Genomic DNA, 17,647 nt, shown 5'->3' with positions numbered 1-17,647 from the left:
GGGAGCTGGACCTGCCTGGTCTGGGACCGAGTCGCCTGCTTCGCGGGCAAGCTCCGCTCCCACATTAGGGTTATGTCGCGCGCAGAAGGTGCGTACGGCTCGGGACCTGTGGGAGCGGAGCTTGCCCGCGAAAGGGCCATCAGCCGCGCAGCGTAATCACCGGCCACCCACGCTTCTCGGCCTCGGCCCGCAGATTCGGGTCCGGGTCCACCGCCACGGGATTGGCCACCTGCTCCAGCAACGGCAGGTCATTCATCGAATCGCTATAGAAATAGCTGTCCTCCAGGTCATGCCCGGTCTCTTCCAACCAACGAATCAAACGCGTCACCTTGCCCTCGCGAAAGCACGGAACGTCGGTGCTGCGCCCGCTGTAGCGACCGTCGATCATCTCGCACTCGGTGGCGATCAGGGTTTCAACCCCAAGCCGTTCGGCAATCGGTGCCGTGACAAAACGGTTGGTGGCGGTGATGATCACCAGCTTGTCGCCGGCATCCCGATGTTGGGCCAGCAGCGCCAAGCCCTTGGGCAACACGATGGGCTCGATGCAGTCGCGCATATAGTCGCGATGCCACTCGTCCAATTGCGCCATCTCGCTGCGGCCGAGAATTTCCAGGCAGAAATTCAGATACTCGGCGTTGTCCAGGCGGCCGGCCAGGTAATCCTGGTAGAACTCATCGTTGCGGTTTTTATAGGCCACCGGATCGAGAATCCCCCGTTCGCAGAGGTAATCGCCCCAGGCATGGTCGCTGTCGCCGCCCAAAAGTGTGTTGTCCAAGTCGAATAAAGCCAGACGCATTGCGGTTACTCGCTGATAAGCCTGTAAAAAGACCTCCAGAATACGGTCTTTTCACAAGAGTGCACATAAGGTAGGCAGGCTCGTTGCTGCTTTCACAACCTTTGTGGAACAATGCGACGACATGCGTTTGCGAGGTGGTTGCCGTGATCGACCCCGATGGTTTCCGTCCTAATGTCGGGATAATTCTGACGAATGATGCTGGGCAGGTCCTCTGGGCGCGCCGTATCAACCAAGATGCATGGCAGTTTCCGCAAGGCGGGATCAATCCAGACGAAACGCCCGAAGACGCTTTGTACCGCGAATTGAACGAAGAAGTCGGCCTGGAACGCGAAGATGTGCAAATTCTGGCCTGTACCCGGGGCTGGTTGCGCTATCGTTTGCCGCAACGTCTGGTACGTACCCACAGCCAACCGCTGTGCATCGGCCAGAAACAGAAATGGTTTCTCCTGCGCCTGCTCTCCAACGAGCAGCGGGTGCGGATGGATTTGACCGGTAAACCGGAGTTCGATGGCTGGCGTTGGGTCAGCTATTGGTACCCGTTGGGCCAGGTGGTGACATTCAAGCGCGAGGTCTACCGTCGCGCGCTCAAAGAGCTTGCCCCGCGCCTGTTGGCGCGCGACTGACACGGAGTTCGACCCCGAGCCATGCTCAATACGCTGCGCAAGATCGTCCAGGAAGTTAACGCCGCCAAGGATCTCAAGGCGGCGTTGGGCATTATTGTATTGCGCGTCAAAGAGGCCATGGGCAGCCAGGTCTGCTCGGTCTATTTGCTGGACCCCGAAACCAACCGCTTTGTCCTGATGGCCACCGAGGGCTTGAACAAGCGCTCGATCGGCAAGGTCAGCATGGCGCCGAACGAAGGCCTGGTTGGTCTGGTGGGGACGCGCGAAGAACCGCTGAACCTGGAAAACGCCGCCGATCACCCGCGGTATCGCTACTTTGCCGAAACCGGCGAGGAGCGTTACGCCTCCTTCCTCGGTGCGCCGATCATCCACCATCGCCGCGTCGTCGGCGTGTTGGTGATCCAGCAGAAAGAGCGTCGCCAGTTCGACGAAGGCGAAGAAGCCTTCCTGGTGACCATGAGCGCCCAGCTCGCCGGCGTTATCGCCCATGCCGAAGCCACCGGCTCGATCCGCGGGTTGGGGCGTGAAGGCAAGGGCATCCAGGAAGCCAAGTTCATCGGTGTGCCGGGTTCGCCGGGCGCCGCGGTGGGCACGGCGGTGGTCATGCTGCCGCCGGCGGACCTGGATGTGGTGCCAGACAAGGCGATTGTCGATATCGACGCCGAACTGGCCCTGTTCAAGACCGCCATCGAAGGCGTGCGCGCCGATATGCGCACGCTCTCGGCCAAACTCGCGACCCAGTTGCGCCCGGAAGAGCGCGCGTTGTTCGACGTCTATCTGATGATGCTCGACGATGCCTCCCTGGGCAGCGAAATCACCAACGTGATCAAGACCGGCCAATGGGCCCAGGGTGCCTTGCGCCAGGTGGTGACCGATCACGTCAACCGTTTTGAGCTGATGGACGATGCCTATCTGCGCGAGCGCGCGTCGGACGTCAAGGACCTCGGGCGCCGGCTGCTGGCCTACCTGCAATCCGAGCGTCAGCAGGCCATGGTCTACCCGGACAACACCATCATGGTCAGCGAAGAACTGACCGCGGCAATGCTCGGCGAGGTGCCGGAAGGCAAGCTCAAGGGCCTGGTTTCGGTGCTGGGTTCGGGGAACTCCCACGTCGCGATCCTGGCGCGGGCCATGGGCATTCCGACGGTCATGGGCCTGGTGGACCTGCCATACTCGAAGGTCGACGGTATCGAGATGATCGTCGACGGTGCGCGCGGCGAGGTGTTTACCAACCCGAGTGAAGTCCTGCGCAAGCAATACGCCGGTGTGGTGGAAGAAGAGCGCCAGCTGTCCGAGGGCCTGGACGCCTTGCGCGAACTGCCCTGCGTGACCCCGGACGGTCACCGCATGCCGCTGTGGGTCAACACCGGCCTGCTGGCGGATGTGGCCCGGGCGCAGCAGCGTGGGGCCGAGGGTGTCGGTCTGTACCGCACCGAAGTGCCTTTTATGATCAATGAGCGCTTCCCGAGCGAGAAGGAACAACTGGCGATCTATCGCGAGCAGTTGTCGGCGTTCCATCCGCAACCGGTGACCATGCGCAGCCTGGACATCGGCGGTGACAAGTCGCTGCCGTATTTCCCGATTGAAGAAGACAACCCGTTCCTCGGCTGGCGCGGTATCCGCGTGACCCTCGACCACCCGGAAATCTTCCTGGTGCAGGCGCGGGCCATGCTCAAGGCCAGCGAGGGCCTGAACAACCTGCGGATCCTGCTGCCGATGATCTCGGGCATCCACGAGATGGAAGAGGCGCTGCACCTGATCCACCGGGCCTGGGGCGAGGTGCGCGACGAAGGCACCGATGTGCCGATGCCGCCCGTGGGCGTGATGATCGAAATTCCGGCGGCGGTGTACCAGACCCGCGAATTGGCGCGGCAGGTGGACTTCCTCTCGGTGGGTTCCAACGACCTGACCCAGTACCTGCTGGCCGTGGACCGCAACAACCCACGGGTCGCGGACCTTTACGACTACCTGCACCCGGCGGTGCTGCAAGCCTTGCAGAACGTGGTGCGTGACGCCCATGCAGAAGGCAAGCCGGTGAGTATCTGCGGCGAGATGGCCGGTGATCCGATGGCGGCGGTGCTGTTGATGGCGATGGGCTTTGACAGCTTGTCGATGAACGCCACCAACTTGCCGAAAGTGAAATGGATGCTGCGCCAGATCAACCTGAGCAAGGCCCAGGAACTACTGGCCCAGGTGATGAGCATCGACAACCCGCAGGTGATTCGCAGTACCTTGCAATTGGCGCTGAAGAACCTCGGCTTGTCACGGATGGTGGTACCGACCGTCACGCATTGAGGGCGGGGAGCTAGACCTTTAGCTCCACCTCTCCCAGATGTCCGCCATAAGGTCCGAAGCTGCGCTCCACGAGATGGCGCGTGCCATCGGCCTGGCTGATCAGTACCGTGCTGGCCCGTGTGCCGTAGCTGGGGCTGGCGATAAACACGCTGGACAACAGGCTCTCGGTCGCCACGCCCACCCCGGTGTCCGGCAACTCGGCAAGCGGCGCGATCGTCGGATCGCCGAGCATCGCCAGCAAGGCCTCCGGTCGGGGATCGGCCAGCGCCCAGGACAATGCGGCGCGAGCCTTGAGCAGTTTCGGCCAGGGCGTATCGAGCCCGGCATTGGACAATCCGTACACACCCTCCGCCAGCTGGCGTGGCTCGCCCTCATGGGAGTTGAAATGCCACAACGTGTCCGTTGTGCCCAAGAGCAGGTTGAAACCGGCATATTCCAGCGATCTTGCGCGAATTTCTGCTAAATAGTGGTCAATCGACAGGTCCTCGGTAAGAAAACGTGCCACCAGCTCCCCGCGTGAGCGCCGGGCTACCGGCTGGTGCGGATCGCGGATATTGGTCAAGGCCGCGAAGCGTCCCCGAGGGCCGATCCCGAGCCAGGTACCACCCGCCTCCAGATCCCGTCCCGCATAGACCTGCGGCGCTTCGGGCCATGGCGCCAGCGGCAGGCTCGGGCGGGCATAAAACTCGTCACGGTTGGCCGCGACGATCAGCGGCTGGGCATGGCGCGGGCGCCAGGCAAAGACAATCAGGCACATCAGCGGGTCCTCGATGTTTTTGCCCACTCTACTCAGGGTATCCATCGCCATCCAGTAGAGCCGTGTCCGTCCTTCCGTTACCATGCCGGACTTGTTTCGCGAGGTCGCGCATGGAATTTCTGCTCTATCTGGTCTTGGGGGCCTGTGCCGGTGTGCTGGCAGGGCTGTTCGGCGTGGGCGGCGGGATCATTATCGTCCCGGTGCTGGTGTTCAGTTTCACCCTGCAAGAGTTCGATCCGCTGATCCTCACGCACCTGGCGGTGGGCACGTCCCTGGCGACGATCATTTTCACCTCGTTCAACACCATTCGCGGGCATCACAAGCGCGGTGCGGTGCTCTGGCCGGTCTTTGCCTGGATGGCCGTGGGCATCCTGCTCGGCTCGGGCCTCGGCGCGTTGACCGCCAAGGCCATCGCCGGCCCGAACCTGCAGAAGATCATCGGTGTGTTCGCCCTGGTGGTGGCGGCGCAGATGGCGCTGAACCTCAAGCCCAAGGCCAGTCGCAGCGTGCCCGGCAAATTCGGCCTTGGCCTGGCGGGAGGGGTGATCGGCTGGGCTTCGGCGATTTTCGGCATCGGCGGCGGTTCGCTGACCGTGCCGTTCCTGACCTGGCGCAGCGTGCCGATGCAACAGGCGGTGGCGACCTCCTCGGCCTGCGGCTTGCCGATAGCCCTGGCCAGCACCTTGAGTTTCATGATCCTGGGTTGGCACGATCCGTTGTTGCCGGCCCACAGCCTGGGCTTTATCTATCTGCCGGCCTTGCTCGGGATTGCCCTGACCAGTATGTTTTTTGCTCGTTTCGGCGTGCAGCTGGCGCACCAGCTGTCGCCGCTGTTGCTCAAGCGGCTGTTCGCCGGCCTGTTGTTCGTTGTCGGTCTGAAGTTCCTGATCTGAACCGCAGGCTCGGTTCAGTCGTGCAAGCGCAATATTGGCTTAATGGCGCGGTTGCAAGATGACCCGCCGGCCCGGAGGATTGCTGTTCGCCGGGCCCTGAATTTTTACTCTATCGAGGAGTTGCAATGCTGCCTTACCCGCAGATTGACCCGGTGGCCCTGGCCATCGGCCCGCTGAAAATCCACTGGTACGGCCTGATGTACCTGGTCGGCATTGGCGGTGCGTGGCTGCTGGCCTCCCGGCGCCTGAACCGTTTCGACCCGACCTGGACCAAGGAAAAACTCTCCGACCTGATTTTCTGGCTGGCCATGGGCGTGATCGTCGGCGGGCGTCTGGGTTATGTGCTGTTCTATGACCTGAGCGCTTACCTGGCGAACCCGACGCTGATTTTCGAGGTCTGGAAGGGCGGCATGGCGTTCCATGGTGGCTTTATCGGGGTGATGATTGCCGCCTGGTGGTTTGGTCGGCGCAACGGCAAGTCGTTCTTCCAACTGATGGACTTTGTCGCGCCGATGGTGCCAATCGGCCTGGGCGCCGGGCGTATCGGCAACTTCATCAACGCCGAGCTGTGGGGCAAACCGACTGATTTGCCGTGGGCGATGGTCTTCCCGCCGTTCAGCGACCCGGCCCAGTTGCCGCGTCACCCGTCGCAGCTGTATCAGTTCGCGCTGGAAGGTGTGGCCCTGTTCGTGATCCTCTGGTTGTTCTCGCGCAAGCCGCGGCCGACCATGGCGGTCTCGGGTATGTTCGCGTTGTTCTACGGGATTTTCCGTTTTGTCGTCGAGTTCGTCCGGGTGCCGGATGCGCAACTCGGCTATCTGGCGTTCGGCTGGGTGACCATGGGGCAGATTCTCAGTCTGCCGATGATCATTGGCGGCCTGGGCTTGCTGTGGTTCGCCTATCACCGCGCCGCGACTCCACCGGCCGCGACTCCACCGGCCGCGAAAGGCGCCGCGCTTTAAATTCGGATCGGGGCCCACGGGCCCCGCATTCAAGGATGCAGGTAACTCATGAAGCAATATCTCGAACTGGTCGCCCACGTCATCAACAACGGCACCAAGCAGGCCAATCGTACCGGGGTGAACACCATCAGTTTTCCCGGGGCGATGCTGCGCTATGACCTCAAGGAAGGTTTCCCGGCGATCACCACCCGCAAGATGGCCTTCAAGTCCGCCGTCGGCGAGATGTGCGGTTTTCTCCGTGGGGTGAACAACGCCGCTGAGTTTCGTGCGTTGGGCTGCAAGGTCTGGGACCAGAACGCCAACGAAAACGCCCAGTGGCTGGCCAACCCGTTCCGCCAGGGCGAAGACGACCTGGGCGAGATCTATGGGGTGCAGTGGCGTAAATGGCCGGCGTACAAGCAGATTGCCAAGAGCAACGTCGCGGCTATCGAGCAGACCTTGGGCCAGGGTTACCGGCAGATTGCCGAGGGTGAGGAAAACGGCCTGGCCTATGTGGTGCTGTACAAGGCCATCGACCAGGTGCGCCAGTGCGTCGACACCATCATCAAGGACCCGGGCAGCCGGCGGATCCTGTTCCATGGCTGGAACTGCGCGCAGCTGGATGAAATGGCCTTGCCGCCGTGCCATTTGCTCTATCAGTTCCATCCGAATGTGGAGACGAAGGAGATTTCCCTGACCCTCTACATCCGTTCGAATGACCTGGGCCTGGGCACGCCGTTCAACCTGACCGAAGGCGCCGCGCTGCTGAGCCTGATCGGGCGTCTGACCGGTTATACGCCGCGCTGGTTCACCTATTTTATTGGCGATGCCCATGTGTATGAAAACCACCTGGACATGCTTAATGAACAGCTGACCCGCGAGCCGTTTCCGATGCCGAAGCTGGTGATTTCCGAGCGTGTGCCGGAGTTTGCCAAGACTGGGGTGTACCAGCCGGAGTGGCTGGAGTTGGTGGAACCTGGCGATTTTTCACTGGAAGGCTACCAGCACCATGCGCCGATGACGGCGCCGATGGCGGTCTGAGCCTGGTTCTGGACCGAGTTGTTTTCTTCGCGGGCAAGCTCCGCTCCCACATTAGGTTTGTGCCGTCCACAGAAGGTGTGTACGACTCAGGACCCAATGTGGGAGCGGAGCTTGCCCGCGAAAGGGCCCTCAATGCCCGTGACTTCTTCCGACATGTGAATGCTCTTCAGCCGCCACCACGCTGCCGCTGACTTCCAACCGCTGCAAAATCCCGCACTGATCCAGATCCGGCCCGCCGCCACAGCGCTGGCGCAGGTCGAGCAACTGCGTCTGCAACGCCAGCAACCCGTCAATCCGCGCCTTGACGTGATGGATATGCTCATCAATCAGCGCATTCACGCTTTCGCACTGATCCTGCGGGCTGTCGCGCAGGTCCAGCAGGCTGCGAATCTCTTCCAGCGTCATGTCCAGGCTGCGGCAGTTGCGGATAAAGGTCAGGCGTTCCACATGCGCCTGGGTATACAGGCGATAGTTACCCTCGCTGCGCGCCGGTTCCGGCAGCAGGTTTTCCTTTTCGTAATAGCGGATGGTTTCCACCTGGCAGTCGGTGAGTTTCGCCAGTTCGCCAATCTTCATCGTTCGATCTCGCCAATGGGTGCTTGACCCTATAGTGGCTACAGGGTGTTCACTTGGCAACAAGCACTTTCAGGGACGTACCCCATGAGCGACTCCATCCATACTTCGCCCAAACCCGGCAGCGATCACGCGCATGCTGATCACGATCACGATCACGATCACGATCACGATCACGGCCATGACCACGGTCCTGCCGATAAGCCGGCGCCTCAGTCTTTTCGTGTCCTCCAGCCGGTGAAGGCTTCCCACTCCCATGGGGCGGCCGGGCCTGCGCACAGCTGCTGTTCGAGCGCCGAAGCGCCCGCGCTGATCAAACTCAGTGAGACCACCAGCGCCGACGCACGGTTGAGCCGTTTCCGCATCGAAGCCATGGACTGCCCCACCGAGCAGACGTTGATCCAGAACAGGCTCGGCAAGCTGGCGGGTGTGCAGCAGCTTGAGTTCAACCTGATCAATCGGATCCTCGGTGTCACCCATGACCTGCCGTCGACTACACCAATTGTCGCGGCCATCCAGTCCCTGGGCATGCAGGCCGAGCCGCTGGAAGAAGGCGCGAGCGCCGAAACCCCAAGCCAGCCGCCAGTGAAAAAGCCCTGGTGGCCCCTGGCACTGTCCGGTGTCGGCGCGTTGGTCGCCGAAGTGATTCACTTCACCGCCGTGGCCCCGACCTGGGTGGTGGCAATCATTGCGCTGGTTTCCATCCTCAGCGGCGGCCTGACCACCTATAAAAAGGGCTGGATCGCCCTGAAGAATCGCAACCTGAACATCAACGCGCTGATGAGCATCGCCGTGACCGGCGCCGTACTGATCGGCCAGTGGCCGGAAGCGGCAATGGTGATGTTCCTCTTCACCATCGCCGAGTTGATCGAAGCCAAGTCGCTGGACCGCGCGCGCAACGCCATCAGCGGCCTGATGCAGATGACGCCGGAAAAGGCCACGGTGCGCCAGGCTGACGGCGAATGGGCCGAACGCGAGGTTAAAAGCATTGAACTGGGCGCATTGGTGCGGGTGCGACCCGGTGAGCGCATCGGCCTCGACGGCGAAGTGGTCTATGGCAGCTCCAGTGTCGATCAGGCACCGATCACCGGTGAAAGCCTACCGATCGAGAAGAACCCGGGTGACAAGGTTTTCGCCGGCACCATCAACCAGGCTGGCTCGCTGGACTATCGGGTGACGGCGGTGGCGGGGAATTCGACCCTGGCGCGGATCATCCATGCCGTCGAGCAGGCCCAGGGCGCGCGGGCACCGACCCAGCGTTTCGTCGACACCTTCGCGAAAATCTACACCCCGGCGGTATTCGCCTTCGCCCTGGCGGTGGCGGTGCTGCCGCCGCTGTTCATGAATGGTCTGTGGTTCGACTGGATCTACCGGGCGCTGGTCCTGCTGGTGGTTGCTTGTCCGTGCGCGCTGGTGATCTCGACCCCGGTGACCATCGTCAGCGGCCTGGCCGCCGCCGCCCGCAAGGGCATCCTGGTCAAGGGCGGGGTGTATCTGGAAAGCGGGCACAAGCTCGATTACCTGGCCCTGGACAAGACTGGCACCATCACCCATGGCAAGCCGGTGCTGACCGACTACCTGACCCTCAACCCACTGTTTCTCGAGACTGCACCGCTGATCGCCGCCAGCCTCGCGGCGCGCTCCGATCACCCGGTGTCCCTGGCGATTGCCAAGGATGCGCGGGACAAACAGTGGGCGCTGCGCGATGTCGAAGCCTTCGAGGCCCTGGCCGGGCGTGGCGTGCGCGGCGAGGTCGGCGGCAAGGGTTATCACCTGGGCAATCATCGGCTGGTGGAAGACCTCGGCCTCTGCTCGGCGGCCCTGGAAGAAAAACTCTTCGCCTTGGAAAAACAAGGCAAGAGTGTGGTGCTGTTGCTTGACGACTCCGGTCCACTGGCGTTGTTCGCCGTGGCCGATACCGTCAAGGCCTCCAGCCGTGAGGCGATCCGCGAGTTGCACGCGCTGGGGATCAAGACCCTGATGTTGACCGGGGACAATGTCCACACTGCCTCCGCCATTGCCGCCCAGGTCGGGATCGACGAGGCCCGCGGCGACCTGCTGCCCAGCGACAAACTGCTGGCCATCGAAGCGCTGTATACCCGTGGCCATCAGGTCGGCATGGTTGGCGACGGCATCAACGATGCCCCGGCCCTGGCCCGCGCCGAGATCGGTTTCGCCATGGCCGCCGCTGGTACCGACACCGCCATCGAGACCGCCGATGTCGCCCTGATGGACGATGATCTGCGCAAGATCCCGGCTTTCATTCGCCTTTCGCGCCAGACCGCGCGTATCCTCAGGCAAAATATCGCCCTGGCCCTGGTGATCAAGGCGATTTTCCTCGCGGTCACCTTCCTGGGCTTGGCGACCATGTGGATGGCGGTGTTCGCCGATATGGGCGTCAGCCTGCTGGTGGTGTTCAACGGGTTGCGTCTGTTGCGCAAGTAAACGAATGAGAGAGTGATGTGCTGAGTGCCGAGCTGAAGGCGTTTTACATGGTCGCCCGCCTGGGCAGCATCACCCTGGCGGCGAAAAAGCTCGGGCTCAGCCAGCCCACGGTGACCACCCAGATCCGCCATCTGGAAAGCCAGTACTCGGTCGAGTTGTTCTATCGCGGCGGTCGGCGGCTGAGCGTCAGTGAAGATGGCGCGCGTTTGCTGCCGATGGTCAAGACGCTGTTGCAGCAGGAGGCCGATATCGAGTTTTTCCTGCGTAACGCCGGGCAGGTACAGGGCACTTTGCGCATTGCCGCGACGGCGCCGTACTACATCCTCGATCTGGTGAAGGCCTTTCGCGAGCGCCTGCCGCAGGTGGACGTATCGGTGGAAATCGGCAACTCCCAGCAGGTGCTGGAGGCGCTGGAGGATTATCGGGTTGATGTGGCGGCCTCGTCGCAGTTGCTCGACGACCCGCGCCTGATCCGCCGTTTGCTGGGCAGCGACCCGCTGGTCCTGGCGGTGCATCGCAATCATCCGTTGGCGGTGCACGATCATGTACCGCTGAGCGCGCTGGCTGGGCATTGCCTGCTGATGCGCGAGGTGGGCTCGACCACCCGTCGCCTGACCGAGGAGTTTTTGCACGGTGCCGGGGTGAGTTTCGGGCCGCTGCTGGAGATCGGCAGTCGTGAGTCGATCCGCGAGGCGGTGCTGCGCAATATCGGCATCAGCCTGATTGCTCGCCAGGAAGTCCCGCATGACCCGCAGTTGCGGGTTCTGAGCCTGGAGAACGCGCCGCAGATCGCCGAGTACCTGTATTGCCTCAAGGAACGCAAGGCGGCGCGCCTGCCAGCGGCGTTTCTGGGGTTGGCGCAGGAAATGGCGCCGGCCTGATAGTTCCGTGGTGAATGGCCGCCTGCTGCGCGGCGGTTCGCGGGCAAGCTCCGCTCCCACAATGTTCGTGTCGTACCAAAGTTTCGTATACGGTAGCAAACCTGTGGGAGCGGTTCGCGGGCAAGCTCCGCTCCCACAATGTTCGTGTCGTACCAAAGTTTCGTATACGGTAGAAAACCTGTGGGAGCGGAGCTTGCCCGCGAAAGCGTCAGTCCGGACAACACCGATCCCCAACCCAAATCTACCAATACCACTATCGGTAGCTTTGGCCTCGTTGCCACATAGCCTACGCATTCGCTCCCTAGCATGACCCTCATCCGCTTGATGAGGTCCGTCCATGAACAACTCGATCGCCAACGCCCTGGCCAACCCCGGCGCCCCGATGAAGGTCCGTGGTGTGCGCAAGCGCTTCGGCGCCTTCACCGCGTTGGACAACGTCTCCCTGGACGTGGCCGCCGGCGAGCTGGTCTGCCTGCTCGGCCCGTCCGGCTGCGGCAAGACCACCTTGTTGCGCTGCATCGCCGGCCTGGAGCGTCAGGACGACGGCGAGCTGTTCCTCGGCGAACGCAATGTCTCCGACCTGCCGCCACAAGCCCGCGACTACGGCATCCTGTTCCAGTCCTACGCGCTGTTCCCCAATCTGACGGTTGAAGCGAATATCGCCTACGGTCTCGCCGGCAGTGGCCGCGAGGTAACCCGCAAGCGCGTCGGTCAGATGCTGGAACTGGTCGGCCTGCTCGGCAGCGAAAAGAAATACCCCGGCCAGCTCTCCGGCGGCCAGCAACAACGGGTGGCCCTGGCCCGCGCCCTGGCCCCGGCGCCCTCGCTGTTGCTGCTCGACGAACCGATGTCGGCCCTCGACGCCCGGGTCCGTGAGCATCTGTGCACCGAGCTGCGCCAGCTGCAACGCAACCTTGGCGTGACCACCCTGATGGTCACCCACAACCAGGACGAGGCCATGCTGATGGCCGACCGCATCGCCGTGATGAACAACGGTAAGGTCGAGCAATACGCCACGCCCCAGGAAATCTACGACAAGCCGGCCACGCCGTTCGTCGCCGAGTTCGTTGGCCAGGGCAACTGGCTGCCGTTCCAGCGCAGCAGCGACAGCCATGCGCGGGTCGGCGGCATGGATGTGCGCCTGGCCGATGGCAGCGCCCGCGCCGCCTCCGGTCGACTGTTCTGCCGCCCTGAAGCGATCAACGTCAACCCAGCGGTGCATGAGGAAAACCTGTTCCCGGCGCGGGTGCGTGAAATCACCTTTCTCGGCAATCGCTGCCGCATGCGTTTCGAACTCAACCAATTGCCCGGGCACGCGCTGTTGGCCGAAGTCGGCCCACAGGACATGCCGCGCCTCGGTGCGCCGGATATCTGGGTGGCCTTGCCACCCCACAGCCTCCAGGTGTTTGCCTGAGATGGCCGCGGAAATCAGCCTGCCCCTGTCCCGGCAGTCGAGCGTGAAGACCGCCCGGGTCGGCCTCGGCGACCGCCTGTTCGTGGTCGGCGGCAAGCTGCTCTGGCTTTGCCTGCTGGGTGTGGCGGTGCTGCTGCCGTTGCTGGCAATCTTCTGGCGCGGCTTCAGCAGTGAAGCCGGGCAGGGCGGTGGTTGGGTCGCGGCGAAGGAACTGCTGAACAGCGACAATTTCCACTGGCTGCTGGGCAATAGCCTGAAGGTTTCCCTCAGCGTTGCGGCCATCGTCGTACCGCTGGCTTATCTGTTTGCCTACGCCCTGCAACGCACGCTGATCCCGGCCAAGCCGTTGTGGCGCGCCTTGTCGCTGTTGCCGCTGATGGCGCCGTCGATGTTGCCGGGTATCGCGCTGGTCTACCTGTTCGGTAACCAGGGCCTGTTGCGTGGCCTGCTGTCAGAGAATATCTACGGTTTCTGGGGCATGCTCCTCGGCGAAGTCATCTACACCTTTCCCCATGCCCTGATGATCCTGATCTCGGCCTTGTCCCTGGCCGATGCGCGCTTGTTCGACGCTGCGTCGAGCATGGGCGCCGGGCCCTGGAAGGCGTTTCGCAGCATCACCTGGCCGGCCAGTCGCCAGGCGCTGTTCGCCGCTTTCTGCCTGGTGTTCACCCTGACCATCACCGACTTCGGCGTGCCGGTGGTGGTGGGCGGCGACTATCAGGTGCTGGCGCTCGAAGCCTACAAGGCAGTGGTCGGCCAGCAGCAGTTCGGCCGTGGCGCCTTGATCGGCATGATCCTGTTACTGCCGGCGCTGTTCAGTTTTGTCGTCGATGCCTGGCTGCGGCGGCGTCATGGCGAGGCCATGAACGGGCGCGCCCAGGTGTTCAAAGCGGCGCCGTCATGGCGGCGTGATGCCTGCTACCTGGTGATTGTGCTGCTGATCTGCGCGGCCCTGCTGCTGGTATTCGGCATGGCGGTGTACTCGTCGCTGGTGAAGTTCTGGCCGTACAACCTGTCGCTGTCGTTCAGTCACTACGCCTTCAATGCGACCACCGGCAGCGGCTGGCTGGCCTACCGCAACAGCCTGACCCTGGCGCTGTGCACGGCGCTGATGGGCAGTGGGCTGATTTTCACCGGGGCCTACCTGATGGAGAAAACCCGCGGCCAGAGTGGCCTTAACCTGGCCTTGCGCATTCTCGGCTTTGTGCCGATGGCGGTTCCGGGTCTGGTCCTGGGCTTGGGCTACGTGTTTTTCTTCAACCTCAACGGCAACCCGTTGAATGTGTTCTACGGGACCATGACCCTGCTGGTGGTCTGCACCATCGCCCATTACCTGACCACCGCGCAGATGACCGCCAGCACCGCGCTGCGCCAACTCGACAACGAGTTCGAGGCCGCCGCCCTGTCGCTCAAGGCGCCGCTCTACCGGCACTACCTGCGGGTCACGCTGCCGATCTGCCTGCCGGCGTTGCTCGACATCGTCCGCTACCTGTTCGTCTCGGCGATGACCACGGTGTCGGCGGCGATCTTTCTTTATAGCCCCGACACCATCCTTGCGGCGGTGGCGGTGCTGAACATGGATGACGCCGGCAATGTCGGCGGTGCCGCCGCCATGTCGAGTCTGATCCTGTTTACCTCGGTGGCCGTGTCGCTGCTGCTGGCCTGGGCTTCGCGCGGCGTGTTGCGCCGCTCCCAGGCCTGGCGGCAGACCGAGCCCGGCCATTGATCCCGCGCCAACGCTTTGCCCAACCCCAACCGCACTCACCAAGGAACCGCATCATGTTCAAGCCCCTGGCTCTTGCCGCTGCTGTCCTCACTGCTTTCAGCCTGAATGCCTTTGCCGCGAAAACCGAGTTGACCGTGTACACGGCCCTCGAGTCCGAGCAGTTGACCGCCTACAAGAAAGCCTTCGAGGCCACCTACCCGGACGTGGAGATCAAGTGGGTGCGCGATTCCACCGGCATTATCACCGCCAAGCTGCTGGCCGAGAAGGCGCGTCCGCAGGCTGACGTGGTCTGGGGCCTGGCGGCTTCCAGCCTGGCGATCCTCGATCAGCAGGGCATGCTGCAAAGCTACGCGCCCAAGGACCTGGGCAAGATCGGCAACCACTACCGTGACGCGGCGAACCCGCCGGCGTGGGTCGGCATGGACGTCTGGGCGGCAACCATCTGCTTCAACACCGTCGAAGCCGAGAAGCAGCACCTGAGCAAGCCGGTGAGCTGGCAGGACCTGACCAAGCCCGAGTACAAGGGCAAGATCGTGATGCCGAACCCGGCCTCTTCCGGCACCGGCTTCCTGGATGTCAGCGCCTGGTTGCAGACCTTTGGCCAGCAGCAGGGCTGGAAGTACATGGATGAGCTGCACCAGAACATCGGCCAGTACGTTCACTCCGGCTCCAAGCCGTGCAAGCTGGCGGCGGCGGGCGAGTTCCCGATCGGTATTTCCTTTGAATACCCGGCGGTGCAGCTGAAGCGCCAGGGTGCGCCACTGGACATCATCCTGCCGAAGGAAGGCCTGGGTTGGGAGATCGAGGCTACTGCGGTGATCAAGGGTACGCCGCATGAAGAGGCGGCGAAGAAGCTGGCGGACTTCTCGTCCAGCCCCGCGGCCATGGAGCTGTACAAGGAAAACTTCGCCGTGCTGGCGCAGCCGGGCATTGCCAAACCGCAGACCGAACTGCCGGCGGACTACGAGCAGCGTCTGATCAAGAACGACTTTGTCTGGGCGTCGAAGAACCGCGACGAAATTCTTACTGAATGGCGCAAGCGCTATGACGGCAAGTCGGAGAAATTGCCTCAGTAACATCTTTGTCTGACTCGCGGGCCTCTTCGCGGGCAAGCACCGCTCCCACAGGTTCGCGTCGAACACATCATGTGCGTACGACACGGATCTGTGGGAGCGGTGCTTGCCCGCGAACCGCGCAGCGGCCATTCCCCTCAGGACCCCCCTTCAATGAAAAATCACAGCGACATCCTCATCGTCGGCGCTGGCATCCTTGGCCTGTCCCACGCCTACGCCGCCGCCCGGCGCGGCCTCAAGGTCACGGTCTTCGAACGCAGCACCACGCCCCTGGGCGCTTCGGTGCGCAATTTCGGCCAGGCCCTGGTCACCGGCCAACCGCCGGGCATCATGTCCGAGCTGGCCCGCGCCAGCCGCGATATCTGGGCTAACTGGGCGCAGCAGGCCGGCTTCGCCCTCAAGCGCAACGGCTCATACCTGTTTGCCCGCACCGAAGCTGAAGAACATCTGCTGGACGCCTTCTGCGCCGGTCGCGCCGAGGAACAGGGTTACCGCGTCGAACTGCTGCGCGGCGCCGCGCTGAACGATCTCTACGGCGGCCAGTTCGGTCATCACCGCGCCGCCCTGCACGGCCTTGACGACCAGCAGCTCTACTCCCGCGAGGCGATCCCGACGCTGATCGAGTACCTGCGACGGGAACTGGGCGTGACCTTCCACTTCTCGACCCTGGTCCGCGAAGTCGAGCCCGGCCGGTTGCATAGCACCGCCGGCACCTTTCACGCCGAACAGATCATCGTCTGTTCCGGCCACGATTATCAGACCCTGCTAGCCGAGCCCATCAGCCAGTTGCAACCGAGCATCTGCCGCCTGCAAATGCTCCGCGCCCGACCCCAGGTCGAGCTGAACCTGCAACACGCGCTGCTCACCGGCCTGAGTTGCGTGCACTACGGCGCCTTTGCCGACCTGCCGGAGGCGGCGGCCGTTCAGGCCGAGATCCTGCGCGACAGTCCGCACCTGCACGAACACGGCATTCACCTGCTGATCAGCCCGACGCCTTATGGCGAGTTGATCATCGGCGACTCCCACCACTACGGCAGCGATGCCTCGCCGTTCAATGCCGAACCGGTCGATACCTGGCTGCTGGAGCTGGCCGAGCACACCCTGGGCTGCAAGGTGCGGGTGCTGGAGCGCTGGCAAGGGGTTTACGGTGCCAAGGGGCCGGGACCGTTTTCGTTTCTTCGGGCCGCACCGGGGCTGAGCGCCGCGCTGATGCACACGGGTGTTGGCATGAGCGTCGGCCCGGCCCTGGCCGAAGGCAATATCGCCCGCTTGCTGGGGGAGTCGGCATGAGGTCCGTCGAGCAGGTGCTGGATGAAGTCTTCGGTTTGTACCGGCAGTTTGGCAACGCCGACTACATCGGTGAGCCGGTATCCCAGCTGGAGCATATGTCCCAGGCCGCGCAGTTGGCCTTGGCCGAGGGCTTCGACGATGAAGTGGTGCTGGCGGCGTTCTTCCATGACATCGGGCATATCTGCCCGTCTGGTGAACAACCGGCGGGGGATATGGGCGGTTATGGCGCGGTCAGTCACGAGCGCCTCGGTGCCGATTATTTGCGCCGGGCCGGCTTCAGCGAGCGGCTGGCGCGGCTGGTGGAGTATCACGTCCAGGCCAAGCGTTTTCTGACGTTGCGCGAGCCTGGGTACTACGAGCGTTTGAGCGAAGCGAGTCGCCGGACTCTGGAATACCAGGGCGGGCTGATGACGGAGGACGAAGCCCGGGAATTCGAGCTGAACCCTTTGTGTGCCGTGAGCCTGCGGATGCGCCATTGGGACGAGCAGGCCAAGTGCGAGGAAGTGCCGGTGATCGACCTGCAACTGTTGCGCGCCAAGGCGACGCAGCTGCTGATCCTCACATCGACTTCATCTACACCACGAACCTTGTAGCTGGCTTGCCAGCGATGAGGCCATTGAGTCTTGCGGTGTCTGCCCGGCCGCCATCGCCGGCAAGCCGGGCCCCTACAGGGGAATTCGGTACATCCAGAAGGGCGGGCGCAGTTCCTACATGCTCATGCGGCTTTACGCCGTTCTCCAGAGACTATTCGGATATAAATAAATACGACCTTGGCCGAAGATGGCACTCGCAGTTCAAGCACGGCGCGTCGTTCCGGAACTGCCTGAAAGTTCGATTCGCCGGTGCTCTCGCCGGACGACTCGATGTTGTCTTCATCCAATAATAATGCCGAGGTCCAT

The 17,647-nt window shown here is 62.9% G+C and carries 15 protein-coding genes; 12 read left to right on the top strand and 3 right to left on the bottom strand.

Features of this window, described 5'->3' with window-relative positions:
* Positions 1-139: 139 nt before the first annotated feature.
* The gene (locus AC07T0_RS04120; RefSeq protein WP_494999983.1) at positions 140-796 is read right to left on the bottom strand and encodes a histidinol-phosphatase; all 657 of its coding nucleotides are present in this window, start codon (positions 794-796) and stop codon (positions 140-142) included.
* A gap of 143 nt (positions 797-939) precedes the next feature.
* Between AC07T0_RS04120 and AC07T0_RS04115 the strand changes: the two genes are divergently transcribed.
* Together AC07T0_RS04115 and ptsP are read left to right on the top strand one after the other, a co-directional pair.
* Positions 940-1,419, top strand: a complete 480-nt coding sequence (locus tag AC07T0_RS04115; RefSeq protein WP_040071746.1) for an RNA pyrophosphohydrolase — start codon at positions 940-942, stop codon at positions 1,417-1,419.
* Positions 1,420-1,440: 21 nt separating this feature from the next.
* The gene (gene ptsP / locus AC07T0_RS04110; protein WP_494999982.1) at positions 1,441-3,714 is read left to right on the top strand and encodes a phosphoenolpyruvate--protein phosphotransferase; all 2,274 of its coding nucleotides are present in this window, start codon (positions 1,441-1,443) and stop codon (positions 3,712-3,714) included.
* A 10-nt stretch (positions 3,715-3,724) separates the two neighbouring features.
* Here the strand turns inward: ptsP and AC07T0_RS04105 are convergent, their stop codons facing one another.
* Positions 3,725-4,471: an NRDE family protein gene (locus tag AC07T0_RS04105; protein WP_495000287.1), complete on the bottom strand. Its 747-nt coding sequence runs from the start codon at positions 4,469-4,471 to the stop codon at positions 3,725-3,727.
* 110 nt (positions 4,472-4,581) lie between these two features.
* Between AC07T0_RS04105 and AC07T0_RS04100 the strand changes: the two genes are divergently transcribed.
* The 3 genes from AC07T0_RS04100 (at position 4,582) to AC07T0_RS04090 (ending at position 7,346) form a co-directional block, all read left to right on the top strand.
* Positions 4,582-5,364 carry a sulfite exporter TauE/SafE family protein gene (locus AC07T0_RS04100; protein ID WP_494999981.1) on the top strand — a complete coding sequence of 261 codons (783 nt, stop codon included), beginning with the start codon at positions 4,582-4,584 and terminating at the stop codon, positions 5,362-5,364.
* 125 nt (positions 5,365-5,489) lie between these two features.
* Entirely contained in the window at positions 5,490-6,326 is an 837-nt protein-coding gene (gene lgt / locus AC07T0_RS04095) for a prolipoprotein diacylglyceryl transferase (protein ID WP_494999980.1), read from the top strand.
* Positions 6,327-6,374: 48 nt separating this feature from the next.
* Entirely contained in the window at positions 6,375-7,346 is a 972-nt protein-coding gene (locus AC07T0_RS04090) for a thymidylate synthase (protein WP_494999979.1), read from the top strand.
* A 129-nt stretch (positions 7,347-7,475) separates the two neighbouring features.
* Here AC07T0_RS04090 and cadR read toward each other — a convergent pair whose 3' ends face one another.
* Positions 7,476-7,922: a Cd(II)/Pb(II)-responsive transcriptional regulator gene (gene cadR / locus AC07T0_RS04085; RefSeq protein ID WP_494999978.1), complete on the bottom strand. Its 447-nt coding sequence runs from the start codon at positions 7,920-7,922 to the stop codon at positions 7,476-7,478.
* 84 nt (positions 7,923-8,006) lie between these two features.
* On the opposite strand from cadR, the gene AC07T0_RS04080 reads away from it, so the two are divergent.
* The 7 genes from AC07T0_RS04080 (at position 8,007) to AC07T0_RS04050 (ending at position 17,341) form a co-directional block, all read left to right on the top strand.
* Positions 8,007-10,364 carry a heavy metal translocating P-type ATPase gene (locus tag AC07T0_RS04080; RefSeq protein WP_494999977.1) on the top strand — a complete coding sequence of 786 codons (2,358 nt, stop codon included), beginning with the start codon at positions 8,007-8,009 and terminating at the stop codon, positions 10,362-10,364.
* A gap of 17 nt (positions 10,365-10,381) precedes the next feature.
* Positions 10,382-11,245, top strand: coding sequence for a LysR family transcriptional regulator (locus AC07T0_RS04075; protein ID WP_494999976.1), 864 nt, complete (start codon positions 10,382-10,384; stop codon positions 11,243-11,245).
* Positions 11,246-11,582: 337 nt separating this feature from the next.
* Complete coding sequence (locus AC07T0_RS04070) at positions 11,583-12,659, top strand: putative 2-aminoethylphosphonate ABC transporter ATP-binding protein (RefSeq protein WP_494999975.1); 1,077 nt, start codon at positions 11,583-11,585, stop codon at positions 12,657-12,659.
* 1 nt (position 12,660) lies between these two features.
* Positions 12,661-14,385, top strand: a complete 1,725-nt coding sequence (locus tag AC07T0_RS04065; protein WP_494999974.1) for a putative 2-aminoethylphosphonate ABC transporter permease subunit — start codon at positions 12,661-12,663, stop codon at positions 14,383-14,385.
* Positions 14,386-14,438: 53 nt separating this feature from the next.
* Entirely contained in the window at positions 14,439-15,461 is a 1,023-nt protein-coding gene (locus tag AC07T0_RS04060; protein WP_494999973.1) for a putative 2-aminoethylphosphonate ABC transporter substrate-binding protein, read from the top strand.
* A 150-nt stretch (positions 15,462-15,611) separates the two neighbouring features.
* Complete coding sequence (locus tag AC07T0_RS04055) at positions 15,612-16,748, top strand: TIGR03364 family FAD-dependent oxidoreductase (protein WP_494999972.1); 1,137 nt, start codon at positions 15,612-15,614, stop codon at positions 16,746-16,748.
* Positions 16,745-17,341, top strand: coding sequence for a phosphonate degradation HD-domain oxygenase (locus AC07T0_RS04050; protein WP_494999971.1), 597 nt, complete (start codon positions 16,745-16,747; stop codon positions 17,339-17,341). The genes AC07T0_RS04055 and AC07T0_RS04050 overlap by 4 nt, the downstream gene beginning before the upstream one ends.
* Positions 17,342-17,647 lie beyond the last annotated feature (306 nt).

The sequence above is a fragment of the Pseudomonas sp. GW821-FHT04D07 genome (assembly GCF_059420225.1).
Note: the sequence above shows the minus strand (reverse complement) of the source record. Positions and strands in the feature narration are given on the sequence as shown.

What these genes read in the sequence shown, in the direction of transcription:
- AC07T0_RS04120 (WP_494999983.1), bottom strand. Translation starts at nt 796, where the DNA reads ATGCGTCTGGCTTTATTCGACTTGGACAACACACTTTTGGGCGGCGAC.
- ptsP (WP_494999982.1), top strand. Translation starts at nt 1,441, where the DNA reads ATGCTCAATACGCTGCGCAAGATCGTCCAGGAAGTTAACGCCGCCAAG.
- AC07T0_RS04105 (WP_495000287.1), bottom strand. Translation starts at nt 4,471, where the DNA reads ATGTGCCTGATTGTCTTTGCCTGGCGCCCGCGCCATGCCCAGCCGCTG.
- AC07T0_RS04100 (WP_494999981.1), top strand. Translation starts at nt 4,582, where the DNA reads ATGGAATTTCTGCTCTATCTGGTCTTGGGGGCCTGTGCCGGTGTGCTG.
- lgt (WP_494999980.1), top strand. Translation starts at nt 5,490, where the DNA reads ATGCTGCCTTACCCGCAGATTGACCCGGTGGCCCTGGCCATCGGCCCG.
- AC07T0_RS04090 (WP_494999979.1), top strand. Translation starts at nt 6,375, where the DNA reads ATGAAGCAATATCTCGAACTGGTCGCCCACGTCATCAACAACGGCACC.
- cadR (WP_494999978.1), bottom strand. Translation starts at nt 7,922, where the DNA reads ATGAAGATTGGCGAACTGGCGAAACTCACCGACTGCCAGGTGGAAACC.
- AC07T0_RS04080 (WP_494999977.1), top strand. Translation starts at nt 8,007, where the DNA reads ATGAGCGACTCCATCCATACTTCGCCCAAACCCGGCAGCGATCACGCG.
- AC07T0_RS04070 (WP_494999975.1), top strand. Translation starts at nt 11,583, where the DNA reads ATGAACAACTCGATCGCCAACGCCCTGGCCAACCCCGGCGCCCCGATG.
- AC07T0_RS04065 (WP_494999974.1), top strand. Translation starts at nt 12,661, where the DNA reads ATGGCCGCGGAAATCAGCCTGCCCCTGTCCCGGCAGTCGAGCGTGAAG.
- AC07T0_RS04060 (WP_494999973.1), top strand. Translation starts at nt 14,439, where the DNA reads ATGTTCAAGCCCCTGGCTCTTGCCGCTGCTGTCCTCACTGCTTTCAGC.
- AC07T0_RS04055 (WP_494999972.1), top strand. Translation starts at nt 15,612, where the DNA reads ATGAAAAATCACAGCGACATCCTCATCGTCGGCGCTGGCATCCTTGGC.
- AC07T0_RS04050 (WP_494999971.1), top strand. Translation starts at nt 16,745, where the DNA reads ATGAGGTCCGTCGAGCAGGTGCTGGATGAAGTCTTCGGTTTGTACCGG.